Raw genomic sequence first — 18,807 nt, forward strand, 5'->3', positions numbered from 1 at the left:
GGACCTCCAACAATGGGGTGTTGCGACGACCGGTTGAATCCGCCCAGTATGTGTCGATCAAATACTCCGAACGGCTGGATGAAGCTGGCATCGAGCCGTCCGTCGGCAGTGTTGGAGATTCCTATGACAATGCTCTGGCTGAGACCGTGATCGGCCTCTTCAAAGCCGAGGTCATCCACCGGCGCGGGCCATGGCGCAGCTTCGAAGCGGTCGAGTTCGCGACGCTGGAATGGGTCGACTGGTTCAACAACCGGCGCCTGCTCGAACCCATCGGAAACGTCCCGCCCGCCGAAGCGGAAGCCCGCTTCTATGCACAATCAGACGAGCTCGCTATGGTGGCGTGACTCAAACAAACCAGCCTCCGGCAAACTCGGCGCGGTTCACATTGACATTGCTGCCCCTCTTGACTCATACATCAATCATCGCAGGAGAACGCCCGGAGAACAACGCTCCGGGCGTTTTGCGTTACCCCCCCTCCGAGGGTTCCTCCTGGGGCCGAGTGTATGCGGGGGGGCTGAGCGCAGAAGATCGCCAGCGACAGTGGATTTCACCGGGGAATCCACCCGGAATCCACCTTCGCGAGCGACTCATGAGAAGCACATTATTTACAATCTGTTACGCAATAAATGCGGCCGCACGGGGTGGATTCTTGACCAAAACTGTAAAATCCACCTGCGGACTCCAGCTGGTGGAATCCACCTTGTCACGCGGAATTCGCCCCACCTTGAGATGAAGCATCCGCCGTTGTGTCAGCTCGCCTCCTGCGAAGCATAGAAACGGATGTCGGCGACCGCGATATCGGCTTCGAACGCACGCCCGATGGCGACTATCCCGATGCGGCGGAGACGCGACAGGTTCAACGGCCGGTCCGTCCGATGCGGCGCGAACCCGGAAAAGGGCAGGAACACCGTTGTCCAGGCCGGCGATGCGCGGAAGCTCCGCCGATAGGATTCCCAGGGGCGCCGTGTCCAGCCCCATTTCTATGGGCCACTTCTTGATAGGGTTTCAGGCACAGGAGGCCGCATTCCGAGTGCTTGATGCGGGCGGGTGTGGTTGTACTGCCTGAGCCAGCAGTTGATGACGATCTGGGCCTGTCTGGTCGTCGTGAACCATTCGGCATTGAGGATTTCCCGGCGTAGCGTTCCGTTGAACCGCTCGTTGTATCCGTTCTCCCAGGGTGATCCCGGATAGATCCGGATGGGCTTCACACCCACCTTCTCGAACCAGCCCTGCGTCGCTACTGATGCGAACTCCGGGCCGCCGCCTGTGGTCGCTCGGACCAGTGGCGCAATCCACTGGCGGCTCGCTACTAACGTATTCGGGTTTGCCGTGGCGCAAGAACAGCCCGTACAGCACCTCCAGAACATCCTCTGATCCCATCCTGGTCCGCACTTCCACCGCCAATGCCTGACGGGTGTATTCGTCCAGAACCGTCAGCATCTTGTAGCTGCGTCCATTGCTGAGCTTCTCGTGCATCGAGCCATTGAGAGCGCCATTGGTCCGAGCGACAATGGCGAGGATCGACGCTCCAGACGTGATTGGTGTGCGTCGGTCTCAATCGAATGATCGAGCTGTCCTTGTGATAGAGGCGGCGCTTCTTCTTGTGACGCTGCGGCTGCTGGAGGCCTTCCTCGCCCCAGAGCCGCTCCACCTTCTTGTGGTTGACGCGCCAGCCCTCGACCCGCAGCAACTCTGCCACCTTTCGATAGCCATAACGCCCATAGCTCTTCGCCAGTCGGATCATGGCAAGCCGCAGCTCATCGTCGTTCTGTTCGACAGCCCGGTACTGCATGGAACTGCGGGCAAGTCCGATCACCTTGCAGGTCCGGCGTTCGGACGTGGCGAGTTTCTGACGCGTGTGAATGACGGCCTGACGAAGCTGGCTCGTCGTCAGGCGCTCGGCTTTAGGTGGTTCAGGCTTTCCTTGAGAATGAGCTTGTCGAGTTCCAACTCTGCCACGGTTCTGCGGGCTTACGCGGCCGCGCTGCGGCCACGGTCCCTTGAACTCTTCAGCCGGGCGTTCTCTTTCTCAAGATTGCGCATTTCCGACAGCTGACACCTACCCATCCCGCCGAACCGACGCCGCATTCGCCATTGTCGCTCGGACCAATGGCGCGTCTATGGCTCATTGTAGTAGGTTGCGTCGCTGACACCGACCGAACGACAGGCCGTTCGCACGTCATCACCATCCGCCAGCTTCAACTCGATCTCACGCAGCAGCTTGAGGACGTCCTCGTCCGAATACCGTTTCCGAGCCATCTCCCGTCCCCTATTCGTGGTCCAAACATTGGCCCAGTTTTGGAGGGCGGCCACATATCCCATATCGCCGTGCCGATGGGCCACTTCAACGCATTCGGCACCGCCGAGATGGTCCGCGCCGCCTGCCAATGACGAAATAGTGGCGTCAAGCGTCGAGCCGCCTCTCTGCGACATTGCATCCTCAGTTCGGGTTCTTCTGAGGCCGTCACGATTCGGAAAGAGGATTTAGAATGCGCTGTGGGTCGAGGAGTGACTCGATTTCGAACGGGCAGGTTTGTACCGCTTGCAGGTCTTTGGCGATCTTTTTCTTTTTTCGCCCCAAGCCGTGCTCGGCGCTGATTGTTCCGCCAAACTCAAGGCAGGTGCCATATACACATTTTGAGAGGTCCGCCGGATCAGCACTCGCGCTCGGCGAAAGATTGAAGTGAATGTTCCCATCTCCCAAATGGCCGAACGCCGAAACCAACACATGTGCATCAAGCTTTGATACCCGATCGCTGGCCACCCGAATGAATTCTGGAACCTCGGCAACTGGCACCGCGATGTCGTGCTTGATCTGAAATCCTGCCAGGCGCTGCCCCTCGACGATAGCCTCACGTAGAAACCAGAGGTATCGTCTCTGGCCCTCACTGGCGGCGACGACACCATCACAGACCAGGTCTCGATCCATCGCAACCTCCAAGAGACTCATCAAGGTCTCCTGGAGGCGTTCCGCGTCCGGCCCACTGATCTCCATAAGGACGGCCCAGTCTGGCGTGGGATCGAGCGGCGACTGTGCGCTATCGACGTGGGCGGAGGCGAAAGAGAGTCCCTGGCGCGGGATCAATTCACAGGCATCGACCGCGCCGCCGGCATGTTGCAACGCAAGGCTGAGAAATTCCGGGCCGGCCTCAAGGCGAGACAGGGCGAGCCAGGCGGTCGCTCGGGCGGCGGGGCGCGGCACCAGCTTCAAGACCGCTGCGGTCACGATGCCGGTCGTTCCCTCGGCGCCGATAAAGAGATGTTTGGGATCGATCCCAAGGTTGCGTTTGCGCAGACTGGACAGGTCCGACCATATGCGTCCGTCTGGCAGCACCACCTCCAAGCCGAGCACAAGATCGCGCATCATGCCCCAACGCAACGCCATGGTTCCGCCTGCATTCGTAGCGATCAACCCACCGATTTGCGCCGAGCCTTCCGAACCGAGAGACAACGGAAAAAGCCGGTCCTCCGCCTCGGCCGCCGCCTGTAGAGTTGCAAGCACGCATCCCGCCTCCACAGTCGCGGCATTATCGCGTGCATCGACCCTGCGAATACGATTCATCCGGCCCAATTGCACAACGACAGCGGCGCGTTTGGTGACGGGCGTGGCCGCGCCGACCAAACCAGTATTGCCGCCTTGCGGCACGATCACGACACCCGCATCGCGACATATCGTGACAATCCGCGACACCTCCTGTGCCGTGGAAGGGCGTAGAACGGCCAGAGCTTCGCCTTTGAGTTCACCCATCCAGTCAGTCAGGTATGGGGCCGCGACGTCGCCCGTCAAAATGGCGTTTGTAGGCAGGGCACCCGACAGCACCTCCATGAAACTGGTCATCTCGGAAGGTCCCGCCCAAAGGTCATAGAAGTTCCACGATTCCGGATGGTGTCATGCTCAGTGCAACACTCAAAGGAACTCCTTGCTGCGGTGGCCTTGCTCACATGAAAAAAAGCAGCTTTGGGAACACCTTGCCCCGGCACATCGCGAGTTGTCTGCCAAAGGAACGATTGCGGATGGTTGGCGAAAAGGATGCCAGCGCGCTCGGCCCATGGGAGCGCCACCGCGAGGGTATCTGTGCACTCTAGGCGCGAAAGCTTGCTACGAGTTCCTACTCGACCAGCTACACGTCCACGGACTACAATCACCTCCTGCAATCCAGGGAAAGGCTTTGCGCCAACCGTCTCGTTTAGCACGTGTCGCACCCGGGGCGTTCCTTGCTCGTGCCGTTGAATTGAACGGGAGTTTTCGTGGCTTTGGAATGCGTGCCGTTTCGGGGAATTTGCAACGGTTTGAGCATACAGGCCCGCTGCTTGGCCTGCTTTTCCTGGGCGCGCCTTGGAGCAATGGTCTACCATGAGATCGTCAGGCACAGATCGCCGGATGGCTGCCACGCACCGTCGCAAGCTCAGAATTGCGAGAATACCTTTGAATGTCTCTAGCCTCTTTTCGGTCATAGCAATTTGAGCGCGCGCTCGGAGGTGTCGCGAATGTGCTGCTCGATCAAGGCGGAGGCGAGATCGGCATCGCGGGCGAGCGTCGCCATCATGATTTCGCGGTGCTCCTCGAATTTCCGTCCGCCAAGACCCTCCGGTGCCCGCTTTGTCACAAAGCGATATCGATCGAGTTGGTCAAACATGATGGAGCGCAACCGAAACAGCCAACGCCCCGGGCAGGCTGCGACTATGGCCTCGTGAAACTCGCGGTGGCGCTCGACCCATTCGGAATGCCGTTCCATGCGCCGCTCCCACGGCAACCCCTCGATAAGGCTCAGGCGATGGTGCACGGCGACGATGTTGGCTTCCCAGTCCTCGCCGCCATGGACAATGGCCTCCCGCACCGCGCGCTTCTCAAAGCTGATGAAGTGATCGGTAATCTCGATGAGCTCCACGGCTGAAACCGGCGACACCTTGAAACCTTTGCCGGCCTCAACCGTAACGAACCCTTCCGAGGAAAGTTGCGAAAGCGCCTCTCGCAAGGTGCCGATGCTGACATCATAGCGCTTCGTCATGTCCGCGAATTTCAGGCGGGTTTCCGGCCCGAATACGCTGCTGACGATGTCCGTGCGTAGGCGTGTTAGAACATCTCGTGAACTGGATGCCTCGGATCGCGAAGACGGGCCGCTTGTCGGGTTCAGGGTGCCTGAGGTCACACGTCGCTCCATAATAGATCGGCGGATTCGTAGCGCCATGCAGCTGGCGCCCCGGGTTTTCGAATACCCCATCCGATCGCCAAGCAACACCGTGATCGAGAATAGGGGTTCACGTACTAGACTTTCAATAGTATTCGTATTTTCGAAAAAGGAAAGAGTTACGAATGAAGCTGTTGTCTTTCGTGCTGAACGGACAGGCGTCCTGGGGAGCGGTCTCAGACCAGGGTATTGTAGACCTAGGGGCGCGCTCCAACGGTAAGTATGCAGATCTGAGATCCTTCATTGCAGCGGGAAGACCACGGGAGCTGCTCGCCGGCATCGATGGGGCCGAGTTGGGTTTCGATGAGGTCGAACTGGCCCCGGTGATTCCAAACCCCGACAAGATCGTCATGGCGGCGATAAATTATCGCGAGGATTCTACCCTACCGGAGAACATTCCTGAATATCCTGTTCTTTTCCTTCGCCTGCCATCCTCGCAGATTGCCCATGATGCGCCCCTGATTCAGCCCCGATCTTCGGAAAAGTTGGATTTCGAAGGCGAACTGGCGGTGATTATCGGAACGGGTGGCCGGCACATTCCGGCTGAAGGGGCGATGGCCCATGTAGCGGGCTATTCGATCTATAACGACGGCAGCGTACGGGATTGGCAAAAGCACAGTCACCAGTTCACACCCGGCAAAAACTTTTCCGGAACCGGTGCATTCGGGCCCTGGATGGTGGAAGCGGCTGACCTGCCTATTCCTCACAAGTGTGTGTCGTTGGTGACCCGTGTCAATGGCGTCGAAAAACAGCGCACCGATACATCGCGGATGATTTTCGATATCCCCTATCTGATTTCTTACATCTCAACTTTCGCACCGCTTGAGCCGGGCGACGTGATCGTAACAGGAACCTGTGCCGGATTCGGCAGCAAGCGTATGCCGCCTGAATTCCTAAAGCCCGGTGACGTCGTGGATGTAGAGATCGAGGGGATCGGCGTCCTGTCCAACACCGTGGAAGCTGAAAAATAAGGTTACCAGGCCCCTGCCACGGCCGTGGATAATCTCGGTATTTTCAATTAATGAAAAATTTTCGAAAATAATTGCGATTGCCGAAACTGCGTGCTAGCAAGAATAAACCGGGGCCAAGGGGAGAGAGCTATGGGTTATCTGGTGAATTCGGTCGGGCACGTTCAGTTGAACGTGGTTGATGTCGACGCACTAGTCCGTGAGTCATGCGATATTCTTGGGCTTCGCGTGACACGGGAAGAGGCCGGATGTGTCTGGTTGTCGTCCAATGGACGCATGGCCGAGCTGGTGCTTCATGAGGCTCAGGAGAATTCGACCCGGTCAATCGGCTTCGAGGCTGTCTCGGAGGCAGCGGTTGCACAGGCAGCAAGTCGTGTTGCCGAAGCTGGGTGCTCGCTTCTGTCCGAGCAACCCAGTCTTGATTGTTGCGTGACCGGGGTGAGCTTCGTGACGCCCCAAGGGCATACGTTCGAACTCCACAGCCCCGTTGCAACAGAAATCTACGGCAACCGCCACGCGACCACCGGGATGGGCCCGCTGCGGATCGACCATGTGAACATCACTTCGCCCGACCCGGTCCAGACCCGTGCCCAAATGGAGACGATCATGGGGATGCGCTTGTCCGAGAGGATGGTTGATGATGGGCTGAGCTGGATGCGGGGCGCAAACCGTCTGCACCATATTCTCGGAATCGTGCGGGGCGAAACAGGCTTACATCACTATTCCTGGGAAGTCGCGGAATTCTCAGATTATTGCCGCCTGGGCGATCTGCTGGACACGATCGAAAAGAATTTCATCTGGGGACCAGGCCGTCACCGGCCGGGTGACAACACCTTCGCCTACTACATCGACGCCTGCGGCGCGATGGTGGAATGCGCAGGCAACATGGCGCTGATCAACGATGATGACCGCTATGAGCCCAACGTGATTACCGCGCTCAAGCGGCCCGACAACGTGCGCGTCATGAATGTCTGGGGCGAGCCTGCGCCGCTGCCGTGGCGCGAGCACAGGTTCCCCTGGGCCTCCCCGGCCGCATGAACGAACTGAAAAGGGTAGACTCGTGATCAAGATTGGAATTCTCGAAGGTTCCTTGAGGCGTGCGTCGTTATCGCGGGCGGTGGCGCGCGCATCTGCGGGCCTCGTTCCGGTAGGGATGCAGGCTGTGGCTTTGCCCAACCCGGGTAGTCTTCCACTGTTCAACCAGGACATTCTGGACGAAGGAATGCCCGATTCCGCGGCCGCCATGATTTCAGCGGTCGAGGGTGTGGACGCGTTGCTGATCGTTACGCCCGAATACAACTGGTCGATCCCTGGCGGGCTGAAGAACGCAATTGACTGGCTTTCGCGTGTGAACCCCAATCCGCTGGCGCGCAAGCCGGCTGCGATCTGGAGCGTTTCGCCCGGTCTTCTCGGCGGCGCGCGTGTTCATGAAAGCCTGCGCCAAACGTTGCACTGCCAAGAGGTGATTATCATGGCCAAGCCCGAGGTCCAGATCGCGGGCGCCAAGGGCAAGGTGGATGTAGAGGCGGGCCAGATCACGAACACCGAAACCGAAACCTTCCTTCGCGGCCACCTGTCCGCGTTCCAAGCATTTAGTCAATCTTGGCGCCGCGCCTGAGCGCGACCTCGATACTATCCGAAGAAAGGGCGCGACTCATGGAATATCCGCTTTCCTTCATGTCTGATGGATTGAAGCTGTCCGGCGTTCTGCATGTGCCCGAAGGGCGCAAACCCGGTCAGAGACTGCCGACCTTCATTGTCTTGCACGGGTTCGTTGGAACCAAGGACAAATCCCATGTCGAACTGGTCGCACGGATGATCGAAGAGATGGGCTATTGCGTGTTCCGTATAGATTTTCGCGGCTGCGGGCAAAGCGATGGCGCGCGCGGTGAGGTCCGGTGTTTCGATCAGGTGGCCGACACCCGCAATGCGTTGACGTTTATCTCCGAACGCGAAGAGGTGGATCCAGACCGCATCGGCCTGACCGGGCACAGCTTTGGCGCGGCCGTCGCGATCTTTACCGGTGGGGTGGATCGGCGCGTGGCTTGTGTCATGTCGCTATGCGGATGGGGCGACGGCGAGCGGAAATTCCGTGGCCAGCACCCCACGCCAGAGGCTTGGGCCAAGTTCACCGGCATATTGGACGAGGGGCGCCGTCACCTTGCCGAGACCGGCGAAAGCATGTGGGTGTCGCGCTTCGATGTGGTTCCGATCCCCGAGGAGTTGCGCAAGAACCTGTCGCCTCATGCACAGTTCGAGGTCCCCGTGGAAACTGCGATCAGCATGTATCATTTCCGCGCCGAGGATGTCGTGGCCGATATCGCTCCGCGGCCGCTGTTGCTGTTCCATACGGCTGGCGATGTCATCACGCCGATGGAACAATCCATCAGCCTGTTCCAGAAGGCCGGCGCCAATGCCGAGCTGATGATCCCGACCGGGGTGTCTCATTTCCCGTTATCCGATGAAGACGCACCCTACACGCGCGCGTTGATCTCTGCTTGGTTGAAGAAATTCTTCCCGACACCGCTTGGCGACCACGCATGACCCGGTTTCGTGCCGAGGATCTGAAGGATTATGCCGAAGCGCTGTTGCATGCGGCCGGCTATTCGCCGCGTCACGCGGAGCGGACAGCGGATATCCTTGTCTGGGCGAACGCTCGAGGTGCGGATTCCCATGGTGTCCTGCGCATCCCGCGCTATGGAGAAATGGTCGAGAAGGGCATGATCGATCCCGCCGCCGTTCCGTCGGTCGTGTCGCAAGAGGGCGCAGTCGCGGTGGTTGAAGCAGCCCGCGCTCCGGGGCCTTCAGCGATGGTGACCGCGACAGATACGGCGGTGGAAATCGCCAGCCGCCTTGGGATTGGCTGGTGCTCGGCGCGCAACATCACCCATGCGGGCGCGGTAGGTTATTTCGCTCTGCGGGCGGCCGAGCGGGGATATCTGGGTATTGTAATGACCGCCTCGGGCCCCTTGATGGCCTATCATGGCGCACGGGTTGCCGGGCTGTCGACCAACCCGATCTCGATCGCAGTCCCCGGTCGCGGATTGCCGCTGTTGCTGGATATGTCCACATCGACCGTGGCGCTTGGCAAGATCATGCACGCCAGGGATGCGGGCAGGTCGATCCCGGAAGGTTGGGCCATCGACGCCAACGGCGCGCCGGCGACCGACCCCGCGAAAGTCTCGACCCTGACGCCGCTTGGCGGTCCCAAGGGATCGGGATTGTCGCTGATGATCGAGATACTGGCCAGCGTTCTGGTCTCCAATCCTGCAATCTCGGGCGTCTTGTCGGGGGGCAAGGGCGCAATGAACGGCGCTGCACTGGCCATCAGAATTGAGGCATTTTCGGATCCTGAAGTTTTTGCCAGCCAGATCGCTAAATTGGCCAGCAGCCTCAAGGCGCTACCTAAAGCACCGGGCACGGAGCAAATCCTGATGCCGGGTGAGCGCGGATTTCGGCTTGCCGAAGAACGCAATAAGACGGGCATTCCGATTGCGGAGGGCACGCTCAACCGACTGGCCGACATGGCCGCCAAGTTCGGCATTGCCGCACCGACATCCATGCCGCCCCCTTAGCGGCAAAGGTTCCGCGAGACCACGACAGTCACGACGCATCGACGCCAACAGGGAGGGGCAAAATGCAAGGCGTAGACCAAGTACAACCATCCATCGCAAAGCGTGCCTCGAGCGGTGGCGTGCTTCTGCTGATCGGGCTTATTATCCTCGTCGTGGCCTGGAATTACCCTGTCGGCAGACTGACTCAGATGGGGCCAGGTTTCATCCCGCGCGTGGTTGGGTTCGTGATCTGTGCGCTGGCTGCTGCGATCATTGCCATCGACTTATCGGCCCCGAGCCATGCGCGTGGCGAGAAAATGCACTGGCGCGGCCTGATCTTCGTATCTGCGGCGATCCTCATTTTTGCATCCGTTGTGGATAGGGTGGGCCTTGTTCCGTCCATGTTCCTAGCAGTCGCCGTCTCGATGTTAGCGGATTTCGACGCACGCCCACTGAACATACTGGTATACGCGACCCTGGCGACGCTAGGCGGATGGCTCCTGTTCGTTGTAGCCCTCGAACTGCCGATCCCGGCGTTCTGGAGGTAACGATGATTGATCAGTTCCTCCTTGGCCTAGGTGTCGTCCTGCAACCGCATATACTGATGTATGCGTTCATCGGGGTCTTTATCGGCCAGTTGATCGGTGTATTGCCAGGAATCGGAGCCATCACCGCAATTTCGTTGTTGCTGCCGGTGACCTTCTATCTCGATGCGACCACGTCAATGATCATGTTGGCCGGCATCTATTACGGCTCGCAATATGGCGGGTCGATCGCCTCCATTCTGCTGAATTTACCCGGCACGCCGTCGTCGGTCGTGACCTGCCTCGAAGGTTACCCGTTGTCGAAGAGCAACCGTGGGGGCCTGGCATTGTTCGTGGCGGCGCTGTCCTCCTTTGCCGGGGGCATGGTTGGCGTTGCCATTTTGGTTCTGGCCGCGATCCCGATGACAATAATCGCCTTGCGCTTCGGTGCGCCGGAATACGCGATGCTGGTCATCCTTGGATTGCTGGCCGCCTCGCTGATCGGGACCGGGTCACAGATCCGGTCGTTCGCGATGGTGGTTCTGGGGATCGCGCTGGGACTTGTCGGCGCCGACCAGACAACCGGCTATTACCGCTTTGTCGCGATACCCGAACTGGCCGACGGAATCAGCCTGGTGTCGCTTGCAATGGGTCTGTTCGGTGTCAGCGAGATCATCCGCAACGCGGCTGTCCGAAGCACACCGGGCCGCGTTATGTCTATCCGGATGCGCGATGTGATCCCGACAAGAGCCGAGGCGCGAACCCTTGGGTTGCCCATCCTGCGCGGCTCCAGCATCGGCAGTTTCTTCGGCGCCCTGCCGGGAACCGGAGCGGCGATTGCGTCCTTCATGGCCTATGCGATCGAAAAGCGCGTTTCACGCACGCCAGAGAAATTCGGGACCGGGCACCTGCCGGGCCTTGCCGGGCCAGAATCCGCCAACAACGCTGCGGCACAGACCGGGTTCATCCCAACGCTCACCCTTGGCATTCCCGGCGATGCCGTCATGGCGCTGATCATCGGTGCGCTGATCCTGAACGGTATAATCCCCGGTCCGCGTCTGATGGTCGATCAGCCCGAGCTGTTCTGGGGCGTCATCGCGAGCTTCTTTGTCGGCAACATCATCTTGCTGCTGATCAACATACCGTTGATCCGGCTTTGGGTTCTGTTGCTGCGCATCCCGTACCAGAAGCTTTATCCGGTGATCATCGTGATGATCTGCGTAGGCGTATATTCGCACCGTACCAGTGTCACCGATGTGGTTCTCACGCTGGCCTTCGGCATTCTGGGTTATGTCATGAAGAACTACCGGTTCGAACCAGCACCCGTGCTTCTGGGCTTTGTCCTTGGGCCACTGCTTGAGGACAACTTCCGGCGCGCAATGCTTATCTATCGTGGTGATTTCACGGTTTTCGTGACCCGCCCTATCAGCGCGATTCTCGTTACGTGTTCGGTGGTGCTGGTCGTGTTTGCAATTCGGTCGAGTATCAAAGCCCGGCGAAAAACCGCCCGGGTGCTGTCGTGACCGGGAAAGTCCGTGCCCGACAGAGGGCGCGTATTAGGCCGAAGGGAGGTCCGAGGCCATAAAAAACAGGACGTCCGAAAAACTTGGGAGGATGACAATGATCAAGAAACTACTCGTCGCTTTGCCGCTGACGCTGGCGCTGGCCGCGCCTTCATTCGCACAGGATTTCCCCGAACGCGCGATGCGGATCGTTCACGGCTTCGGCGCGGGCGGAAATGCTGACACCGTGTCCCGCATCATGGCCGAGGCTATCTCGGCGGATCTGGGAGAGCCCGTCGTCGTGGAGTCGCGTCCTGGCGCAGGTGGCACCGTGGCTTCGGGTTATGTGGCCAGCGAAGCGCCTGATGGCTACACGATGCAGTTGCTTGTCGGCGGGCATGCGGTTGCCGCGGCGCTCTATAACGAACTGCCCTACGACTCTGTGAATGATTTTACCTTTCTTTCGACCCTGGGGCAGTTCCCGTTCTTCGTCGCCGCGCGCGCCGGTGAGTACGAATCCATCACGGCCCTGATCGAAGCTGCACGAGCCGAACCGGGCAGCATCGTGATCGGCCATTCCGGCGTCGGCTCGACCCAGCACCTGACCGGGGAGCTTCTGGGTCTGCAGACAGGTGCCGAGTTCATCCATGTACCCTACAAAGGGGGCGCAGCGGCCTCGACCGCCTTGATGGGCGGCGAAGTCAACGTGATCATCGACACCGGCACCGTGATCTCCGGTCAGGCCGAAGCGGGAGTCTATGATATCCTTGCCGTGACCTCGGCCGAGCGCTGGCCCGATGCGCCGGATGTTCCGACGCTGAATGAAACGGTTGCGCCGGGCTTTGATGTCGTTTCCTGGACTGGTCTTGGCGCCCCCGCCGGCGTGCCGGATGATGTTGTGGAGATCCTGTCCACTTCTATCGGAAAAGCCCTTGCGCAGCCTGACGTTCAGGAAAAAATCGCAGCCCTTGGTGCGGCTCCGGGCGGTTCTACCAGTGAGGAACTGAAAGCGCTGATCGAGCGCCAGATTGCGGTCTGGAGCGAGGTCATCGAGGCCGCAGGTATCGAGCGGCGCTAAACCATTTCGGCGCACGGTGATCCTGTTGCCGTGTGCCGTTCTCACATCATCAAGACCATGAGGGCGGCATGACTACGAAAACCCCGGAAGAACTCTACGCCACGATGCTTCGCCAGTCCCTCTGGGTCATCACGACGAGACCTGCCCGTGGCCCCGGAATGCAGGACCTTTTGCCCGCGCATCTCGACTACCAGATCGCGATGGAACGCGAGGGAACCCTTTTCGGCGCAGGCCCGATCTTTGAAGACGGTGGAACCACCCCCACCGGAGGCATGATTATCGTGCGCGCCCCGGATGAAGCCGAAGCTCGTGCATTGGCCGATGCCGATCCTTTTCATGCCGCGGGGCTACGCCAGTACAGCTTGCATCGCTGGATGCTCAACGAAGGCGCGATGACCGTGACCGTCAGATACTCCGATCAGACCGCAGTCATCGGCTGATCCAAACACCCCGAACCACCGGAGACAGTCATGTCAGAACCGAAGCCGAACCTTGTCGGAGGCGACTGGGTCGCTGGGGACGCAGCGCCCAACATCAACCCGTCCGACACAATGGATATCGTGGGCCTCTATGCTCGAGCCAGCGCCGCGCAGACCCGAATGGCGATTGATGCCGCCAAGGCGGCTTTCCCTGCGTGGTCCCGCTCGACCCCATTGGAACGGCACGCTGTGTTGCGCGCGGCGTCCGACGAGATTCTGGCTCGCAAGGAGGAACTGGGGCGGTTGCTGTCGCGCGAGGAAGGCAAGACCCTGGCCGAGGGCATCGGTGAAACGGTCCGCGCCGCCCAGATATTCGACTTTTTCGCGGGAGAGGCACTGCGTCAGACAGGCGAAGTCCTACCTTCCATTCGGCCCGGTGTCGGCGTCGAGATCACGCGGGAACCCATGGGCGTTGTTGGAATCATCACGCCATGGAATTTCCCTATCGCAATCCCAGCGTGGAAGCTGGCGCCTGCGCTTTGCTACGGCAACACGGTGGTTTTCAAGCCGGCCGACCTGGTGCCTGGTTGTGCCTGGGCGCTGGTAGACATCCTGCGGCGTGCCGGCCTGCCGGACGGGGTTCTGAACCTGGTAATGGGGCGTGGATCGGTCGTCGGCCAAACCATCGTCGACAGCCCGGACGTCGCGGCCCTGACCTTCACCGGTTCCGTTCCGACGGGGGCCGCGCTGGCCGCGAAATCCGCGCAACTCATGCGCAAGGTGCAACTGGAGATGGGCGGCAAGAACCCTTTCGTCGTCCTGGCCGACGCCGATCTGGAAGTGGCCGTCGATTGCGTCATCAACGGCGCGTTCTTCTCGACAGGTCAGCGCTGCACTGCGTCATCCCGGATCATCGTCGAGGAGGCCATCGAGGGCGCGTTTCTCGACAAGATGACCGAACGAATGGCAGGCTTGCGCGTGGGCAACGCCCTTGCACCCGAGACTCTGATTGGCCCGGTTGTCGACGAGAGCCAACTTGCTCAAAACGAGAAATACATCGAGATCGGCAAGGATGAGGGCGCCCGTCTGATGGCAGGGGGCGATCGCGTGAGCCGAGACACCGAGGGCTATTTCCAGATGCCTGCCCTGTTTGCCGATTGCACCAACCAGATGAGAATTGCGCGCGAGGAGATCTTTGGCCCCGTGGCCGCGGTAATCGCGGTCAAGGACTATGACGAGGCGCTCAGCGTAGCCAATGATACCGAATTCGGCTTGTCCGCTGGCATAGCCACCACCAGCCTGAAATATTCCACGCATTTCAAGCGCAACGCCGAGGCCGGCATGGTGATGGTCAACCTGCCAACCGCAGGCGTCGATTTTCACGTGCCCTTCGGCGGGCGCAAGGCGTCCAGTCATGGGCCGCGCGAACAGGGCCGCTATGCCGCCGAATTCTTCACCACAGTTAAAACTGCCTACACACTGGCCTGACCCTGGAAGGACAATCCATGATCTACGAGATGCGCGTCTATTCCTGCGTTCCCGGCGGTATGCCTGGACTGCTGAAGCGGTTCGAGAGCTCGACTCTCCGGATATGGGAGCGGATCGGTCTGCGCCCGGTGGGCTTTTTCACCACGCTTGTCGGCCCCTCGAACCACGACCTGACCTATTTCCTGGCCTGGGAGTCACTTGAGGAACGCGAGCGGCTCTGGGAAACCTTCGCCAGCGATCCCGAATGGCTCGGGGCGCGCGCGGCGCATCAAGAAGAGCATGGAGAGGTGGTCGCCAATATCGCGTCCAGTTTCCTCGCGCCAACCGCTTTTTCCGCCATGCGCTAGGTGGAACATGACCGAGACCCCAAAGACCGCGCCCGGAGCCGCCCTGTCCGGACTGCGCGTGCTGGACATGACCCGGATCCTTGCGGGCCCTTGGGCCACGCAGATCCTTGCAGATATGGGGGCTGAGGTGATCAAGATCGAACGTCCCGGCGTGGGCGACGACACACGCAGTTGGGGCCCGCCAAACGTAACCGACCAACAAGGCAGGGACCGAGGTGCCGCCTACTTTCATAGTGCCAACCGGAGCAAGAAATCGGTCACGGTCGACATGGTCCGGCCGGAAGGTCAGCGGGTTCTGAAGGCATTGGCTGGCCGATGCGATGTGGTCATCGAGAATTTCAAGGTCGGCGGCCTTGCGAAATACGGGCTCGACTATGCCTCCATTGAGGCGATCAAACCCGATATCGTTTACTGCTCGATCACCGGGTTCGGGCAAACCGGGCCCTATGCGAACCGCGCGGGTTACGACTTCCTGATCCAGGCCATGGGCGGGCTGATGAGCGTGACCGGCCAAGCCGATGGGACGCCGGGTGCGGAACCGATCAAGGTTGGCGTGGCGCTCACAGACGTGCTCACCGGGCTTTACGCCGTCATCGGCATCCTGTCTGCCTTGCGACACCGCGATGCCACCGGCGAAGGGCAGCATATCGACATGTCCTTGCTGGATGTTCAGGTCGCCACGCTCGCCAACCAGGCGATGAATTTCCTGGCCACCGGCACCTCGCCGGGTCGCCTTGGAAATGCACATCCCAGTATCGTTCCCTACCAGGCGTTCGCAGCGAGTGACGGTCACGTCATCCTCGCCGTGGGAAATGACGGGCAGTTTGCCCGGTTTTGCGAGGCGGCCGGGGCGCCGGGGCTGGCGACAGACGAGCGCTTTGCCACCAATCCAGGCCGGGTGCGCCACCGAGACGTGTTGATCCCCATCCTGCAGGGTCTGATGTCCGGGCGCAGCATGGATGATTGGATTACGACCCTGAATGCAGCCAATGTACCCGTCGGGCCGATCAACTCCATCGAACGGGTTTTCGCCGATCCCCACGTCCGGTTCCGCGGGTTGCAGACATATCCCACAACGCCGGATGGCGACGCGCTGGTGGGTGTCGGCTCTCCTCTGAAGCTATCGCGGACACCGGCTGTTGCGCCGCTTGCCGCCCCCGATCTCGGCGCGGATACCGGTGCGGTCCTGTCGCGATTGCTCGACCCGTCCACCTTCGATCTCGAGGCCCTTATGGCTGATGGCACGATAGGGGATACCCGCGCCAAACCCAAAGCCGGAGGCACTCCATGAGCGACAAGTTATTGATCACGCAAGAGGACGGAATCGCCACGCTGACCCTCAACATGCCTGAGCTGCGCAACCCGATCACCGACACAGACATGGTGGCCGAGATCTGTGCAGCCATGGACTGGCTCAATGCCGACCAGTCGATCCGCTGCGCGATCCTGACCGGGGCCGGCAAGGCCTTCTCCTCGGGCGGCAATCTGAAGCACATGCGCAGCAAGGAAGGCATCTTTGCCGGCGACGCGATTGCCGTGCGCAATGCCTATCGCGCCGGGATACAACGCGTGGCCAAGGCGGTCTGGTCCGTCGAAGTGCCCCTGATCGCTGCGATTAATGGCCCAGCATACGGCGCGGGCTGCGACCTTGCGTTGTTCTGCGACATTCGTATCGCTTCCGAGTCTGCGACATTTGCCGAGAATTTCGTGAATGTCGGCATTATCTCCGGTGATGGCGGGGCATGGATCCTGCCACGTCAGGTTGGCCTGTCACGCGCTGCTGAAATGGCCTTCACGGCTGATCCGGTTGACGCCCACACGGCCATGGCCTGGGGCCTTGTTTCGCAGGTAACAGCGCCGGAGAAGTTGTTCGACACAGCAATGACCTTGGCCCAAAGGATCGCCCGAAATCCACCGAGACAGCTTCGCTTGACGAAGCGACTGATGCGGGAGGGGACGGTTTCCACGCTCGATCAAGTCCTAGAGTTATCTGCGGCCTACCAAGGAGCCGCACACCAGACAGCAGACCACGAGGAAGCCGTCGCAGCGCTTCTTGAGCGCCGGGTCGGCACATTTACCGGCGACTGAAACGTGGACCTGTAGCAGGATTGTGCCGCTCCTTTTACCGCGTATCGTGTCGCAAAGGAGAACACAGATAGGATCACGCCCAACGGAGGAATGCTGCACTGCAGCGGTGCGCGAAGCATTGACCAGCGGGTCGCCGCGAAAGCAGGCAGCAGCGGATTTTCGGATTGGGTTTTTAAAGCTGAGCCGTTGGATACCAAAGACAAGGGCAGTCCTGAGAAACCCAAGATCCAATCAGATCTTGAACGCGAGATCGCCGAACTTCGGAAAGAGAACCGTCGGCTCCGGGAGGAGAGGGATTTGAAAAAACGGCCACGGTGTTCGTCGCGGGAAGAAGCAAGTGGGGTTCGCCTTCGTCGAAGAACTCCGCTACGAAATCCCGGAGCACCGACTCTGTGATACAATGGGTTTCAGCCTTGGGATTATCGAGCCTGGCGCCGCCGTCCGCTCAGCGACAGATGGCGCAAGGACATGGTGGACCTAGCCGCTCACATTCGCGGGCATTTCGCCCAGTCTCTAGGCAGCTATGGCCGCCCACGCACGACCGAGGAGTTGAAGGGACTTGGCCTCCATGTCGTTCTTCGTCGTGTCGGCAGGCCGATGCGTGAGAAGGGAAAATCTGTTAAAAGAGGCAAGAAGTTCAAGGCCACGACAGACAGCAAGCACAGCTTCAACATCGCGCACAACCTGATGGATCGCGACTTCTCGGCAGATCGCCCGAACCGGAGATCGGCCGGTAACATTAGCTTTGTATGGACGCAGGAACGCTGGTTTTTCCCGGCAGTGATCCTCGACCTTCAATCTCGCCGCACTGTTGGATGGGCAGTGAGCAACCGGACGACACGCGATCAACCAAATCGAGCGCCCGAACAAGGAAGTGACGCGCTGACATGGTCGGGATCGTCCCCAACGAAGCGTCCATCACCCGGCTCATCGGCGCTGTCATGTTCGAGCATAACGACGTGTATGGACCACCTCGTCCTTGCAAGGGTTTTCTGCGACAATGGGGATACCGGTGCTTGCAGTCGTGTATCCGGCCTGTTCTCGCGGCGATGCCGCCGCTGGCCTTGATGGTTTCCGCGGTTCGACCGCCAGACAAATGGACGAGCTCACGCAGGCTCGCATCGTTTCAAGGACCTTTGTCGAACCCCGGTTGCCCGGGTCTGCCATCATCGCATGCTTCCCTCGCAAGCCAACGCCGCCGTGCGAGCGACGCAGGTCTCCGTCAGGCGGCGGCCATGAATATCGCTGGAGGTCTGTAGGCCTCTTCTCCTCTGACGCGGTGAAAACCCGAGAGGTTTAACACCGACCGGTGGAGCAGCCGGCACATTCCATTTCCGGACTTTCTCTGCAGGCGTGAACCGCTCACGAGTTATCGTCAAAAGCCGACATTCACATTCGCCTGAATCCGAGATGTTCACTGCGCTGCCGAAAGTCGACTCGGAGCCCTTTTGACCGATGCTGCTGTCCGCACCAACGGGTAGTATGCCGAAATTTTGTTGAAAAACTCTGCTTGTTTGGTGCTGTGACCGCTGATTCAATTTCTTCAGGGAAATTGGAGGAGACGCGCGATGATGGGATCGAGGCAGGAAGCTCAGGCAGCACTGTTCTACGAGTTTTCGCTTGAGGATCACGTGCCGCAGGATCATCTGC

Annotated in this window: 20 protein-coding genes and 1 pseudogene; 15 read left to right on the forward strand and 6 right to left on the reverse strand. The window is 60.0% G+C overall.

What is annotated here, in order from left to right:
• Positions 1 to 344: integrase core domain-containing protein (locus AX756_RS22890; RefSeq protein WP_068317695.1), on the forward strand; the 344-nt coding region annotated here is incomplete at its 5' end.
• 636 nt (positions 345 to 980) lie between these two features.
• Here the strand turns inward: AX756_RS22890 and AX756_RS26815 are convergent.
• From AX756_RS26815 to AX756_RS22910, 5 genes are all read right to left on the reverse strand, one after another.
• Positions 981 to 1,367, reverse strand: coding sequence for an integrase core domain-containing protein (locus AX756_RS26815; protein ID WP_082739309.1), 387 nt, complete (start codon positions 1,365 to 1,367; stop codon positions 981 to 983).
• Positions 1,310 to 1,792 carry an IS3 family transposase gene (locus tag AX756_RS26820; RefSeq protein WP_082739310.1) on the reverse strand — a complete coding sequence of 161 codons (483 nt, stop codon included), beginning with the start codon at positions 1,790 to 1,792 and terminating at the stop codon, positions 1,310 to 1,312. Before AX756_RS26820 ends, AX756_RS26815 begins: the two co-directional genes overlap by 58 nt.
• 326 nt (positions 1,793 to 2,118) lie before the next feature.
• Positions 2,119 to 2,259, reverse strand: a complete 141-nt coding sequence (locus AX756_RS25875) for a transposase (protein ID WP_156461642.1) — start codon at positions 2,257 to 2,259, stop codon at positions 2,119 to 2,121.
• 205 nt (positions 2,260 to 2,464) lie between these two features.
• Positions 2,465 to 3,838, reverse strand: a complete 1,374-nt coding sequence (locus tag AX756_RS22905) for an FAD-binding oxidoreductase (protein WP_068317702.1) — start codon at positions 3,836 to 3,838, stop codon at positions 2,465 to 2,467.
• 613 nt (positions 3,839 to 4,451) lie between these two features.
• Positions 4,452 to 5,222, reverse strand: coding sequence for an FCD domain-containing protein (locus tag AX756_RS22910; protein ID WP_093163408.1), 771 nt, complete (start codon positions 5,220 to 5,222; stop codon positions 4,452 to 4,454).
• Between the two features lie 92 nt (positions 5,223 to 5,314).
• Here AX756_RS22910 and AX756_RS22915 point away from each other — a divergent pair, with 92 nt between their 5' ends.
• The 14 genes and pseudogenes from AX756_RS22915 to AX756_RS26510 form a co-directional block, all read left to right on the forward strand.
• Complete coding sequence (locus AX756_RS22915; protein ID WP_068317709.1) at positions 5,315 to 6,160, forward strand: fumarylacetoacetate hydrolase family protein; 846 nt, start codon at positions 5,315 to 5,317, stop codon at positions 6,158 to 6,160.
• Positions 6,161 to 6,289: 129 nt separating this feature from the next.
• Positions 6,290 to 7,195, forward strand: a complete 906-nt coding sequence (locus tag AX756_RS22920; protein WP_068317711.1) for a VOC family protein — start codon at positions 6,290 to 6,292, stop codon at positions 7,193 to 7,195.
• Between the two features lie 22 nt (positions 7,196 to 7,217).
• A complete protein-coding gene (locus AX756_RS25310) occupies positions 7,218 to 7,775 on the forward strand; it encodes an NADPH-dependent FMN reductase (protein ID WP_163886956.1) in 558 nt (185 codons plus the stop codon).
• 38 nt (positions 7,776 to 7,813) lie between these two features.
• Complete coding sequence (locus AX756_RS22930; protein WP_068317715.1) at positions 7,814 to 8,701, forward strand: alpha/beta hydrolase; 888 nt, start codon at positions 7,814 to 7,816, stop codon at positions 8,699 to 8,701.
• Entirely contained in the window at positions 8,698 to 9,732 is a 1,035-nt protein-coding gene (locus tag AX756_RS22935) for an Ldh family oxidoreductase (protein ID WP_068317718.1), read from the forward strand. Before AX756_RS22930 ends, AX756_RS22935 begins: the two co-directional genes overlap by 4 nt.
• A gap of 62 nt (positions 9,733 to 9,794) precedes the next feature.
• A complete protein-coding gene (locus tag AX756_RS22940; RefSeq protein ID WP_068317721.1) occupies positions 9,795 to 10,259 on the forward strand; it encodes a tripartite tricarboxylate transporter TctB family protein in 465 nt (154 codons plus the stop codon).
• 2 nt (positions 10,260 to 10,261) lie between these two features.
• On the forward strand, positions 10,262 to 11,758 hold the full coding sequence (locus AX756_RS22945; protein WP_068317723.1) for a tripartite tricarboxylate transporter permease: 1,497 nt from the start codon (positions 10,262 to 10,264) through the stop codon (positions 11,756 to 11,758).
• 97 nt (positions 11,759 to 11,855) lie between these two features.
• Positions 11,856 to 12,815, forward strand: a complete 960-nt coding sequence (locus tag AX756_RS22950; RefSeq protein WP_068317724.1) for a Bug family tripartite tricarboxylate transporter substrate binding protein — start codon at positions 11,856 to 11,858, stop codon at positions 12,813 to 12,815.
• Between the two features lie 68 nt (positions 12,816 to 12,883).
• Positions 12,884 to 13,255, forward strand: coding sequence for a YciI family protein (locus AX756_RS22955; RefSeq protein WP_082739315.1), 372 nt, complete (start codon positions 12,884 to 12,886; stop codon positions 13,253 to 13,255).
• Positions 13,256 to 13,285: 30 nt separating this feature from the next.
• Positions 13,286 to 14,722, forward strand: coding sequence for an aldehyde dehydrogenase family protein (locus tag AX756_RS22960; RefSeq protein ID WP_068317732.1), 1,437 nt, complete (start codon positions 13,286 to 13,288; stop codon positions 14,720 to 14,722).
• A gap of 17 nt (positions 14,723 to 14,739) precedes the next feature.
• Positions 14,740 to 15,069 carry an NIPSNAP family protein gene (locus AX756_RS22965; RefSeq protein ID WP_068317735.1) on the forward strand — a complete coding sequence of 110 codons (330 nt, stop codon included), beginning with the start codon at positions 14,740 to 14,742 and terminating at the stop codon, positions 15,067 to 15,069.
• A 7-nt stretch (positions 15,070 to 15,076) separates the two neighbouring features.
• Entirely contained in the window at positions 15,077 to 16,360 is a 1,284-nt protein-coding gene (locus AX756_RS22970) for a CaiB/BaiF CoA transferase family protein (RefSeq protein WP_068317738.1), read from the forward strand.
• A complete protein-coding gene (locus AX756_RS22975) occupies positions 16,357 to 17,157 on the forward strand; it encodes a crotonase/enoyl-CoA hydratase family protein (RefSeq protein WP_068317741.1) in 801 nt (266 codons plus the stop codon). The genes AX756_RS22970 and AX756_RS22975 overlap by 4 nt, the downstream gene beginning before the upstream one ends.
• A gap of 847 nt (positions 17,158 to 18,004) precedes the next feature.
• A pseudogene (locus tag AX756_RS26510) lies at positions 18,005 to 18,116 on the forward strand (transposase); the annotation flags it as partial.
• A gap of 430 nt (positions 18,117 to 18,546) precedes the next feature.
• Here the strand turns inward: AX756_RS26510 and AX756_RS26515 are convergent.
• Positions 18,547 to 18,807: hypothetical protein (locus AX756_RS26515; protein WP_231701159.1), on the reverse strand; the 261-nt coding region annotated here is incomplete at its 5' end.

The sequence above is a fragment of the Aliiruegeria sabulilitoris genome, from assembly GCF_001558155.1.
Classification (GTDB): domain Bacteria; phylum Pseudomonadota; class Alphaproteobacteria; order Rhodobacterales; family Rhodobacteraceae; genus Tropicimonas; species Tropicimonas sabulilitoris.

What these genes read in the sequence shown, in the direction of transcription:
- AX756_RS22905 (WP_068317702.1), bottom strand. Translation starts at nt 3,838, where the DNA reads ATGACCAGTTTCATGGAGGTGCTGTCGGGTGCCCTGCCTACAAACGCC.
- AX756_RS22950 (WP_068317724.1), top strand. Translation starts at nt 11,856, where the DNA reads ATGATCAAGAAACTACTCGTCGCTTTGCCGCTGACGCTGGCGCTGGCC.
- AX756_RS22930 (WP_068317715.1), top strand. Translation starts at nt 7,814, where the DNA reads ATGGAATATCCGCTTTCCTTCATGTCTGATGGATTGAAGCTGTCCGGC.
- AX756_RS26815 (WP_082739309.1), bottom strand. Translation starts at nt 1,367, where the DNA reads ATGTTCTGGAGGTGCTGTACGGGCTGTTCTTGCGCCACGGCAAACCCG.
- AX756_RS22920 (WP_068317711.1), top strand. Translation starts at nt 6,290, where the DNA reads ATGGGTTATCTGGTGAATTCGGTCGGGCACGTTCAGTTGAACGTGGTT.
- AX756_RS22945 (WP_068317723.1), top strand. Translation starts at nt 10,262, where the DNA reads ATGATTGATCAGTTCCTCCTTGGCCTAGGTGTCGTCCTGCAACCGCAT.
- AX756_RS22940 (WP_068317721.1), top strand. Translation starts at nt 9,795, where the DNA reads ATGCAAGGCGTAGACCAAGTACAACCATCCATCGCAAAGCGTGCCTCG.
- AX756_RS26820 (WP_082739310.1), bottom strand. Translation starts at nt 1,792, where the DNA reads ATGCAGTACCGGGCTGTCGAACAGAACGACGATGAGCTGCGGCTTGCC.
- AX756_RS22960 (WP_068317732.1), top strand. Translation starts at nt 13,286, where the DNA reads ATGTCAGAACCGAAGCCGAACCTTGTCGGAGGCGACTGGGTCGCTGGG.
- AX756_RS22915 (WP_068317709.1), top strand. Translation starts at nt 5,315, where the DNA reads ATGAAGCTGTTGTCTTTCGTGCTGAACGGACAGGCGTCCTGGGGAGCG.
- AX756_RS22910 (WP_093163408.1), bottom strand. Translation starts at nt 5,222, where the DNA reads ATGGGGTATTCGAAAACCCGGGGCGCCAGCTGCATGGCGCTACGAATC.
- AX756_RS22975 (WP_068317741.1), top strand. Translation starts at nt 16,357, where the DNA reads ATGAGCGACAAGTTATTGATCACGCAAGAGGACGGAATCGCCACGCTG.
- AX756_RS22935 (WP_068317718.1), top strand. Translation starts at nt 8,698, where the DNA reads ATGACCCGGTTTCGTGCCGAGGATCTGAAGGATTATGCCGAAGCGCTG.
- AX756_RS22955 (WP_082739315.1), top strand. Translation starts at nt 12,884, where the DNA reads ATGACTACGAAAACCCCGGAAGAACTCTACGCCACGATGCTTCGCCAG.
- AX756_RS25875 (WP_156461642.1), bottom strand. Translation starts at nt 2,259, where the DNA reads ATGGCTCGGAAACGGTATTCGGACGAGGACGTCCTCAAGCTGCTGCGT.
- AX756_RS22970 (WP_068317738.1), top strand. Translation starts at nt 15,077, where the DNA reads ATGACCGAGACCCCAAAGACCGCGCCCGGAGCCGCCCTGTCCGGACTG.
- AX756_RS22965 (WP_068317735.1), top strand. Translation starts at nt 14,740, where the DNA reads ATGATCTACGAGATGCGCGTCTATTCCTGCGTTCCCGGCGGTATGCCT.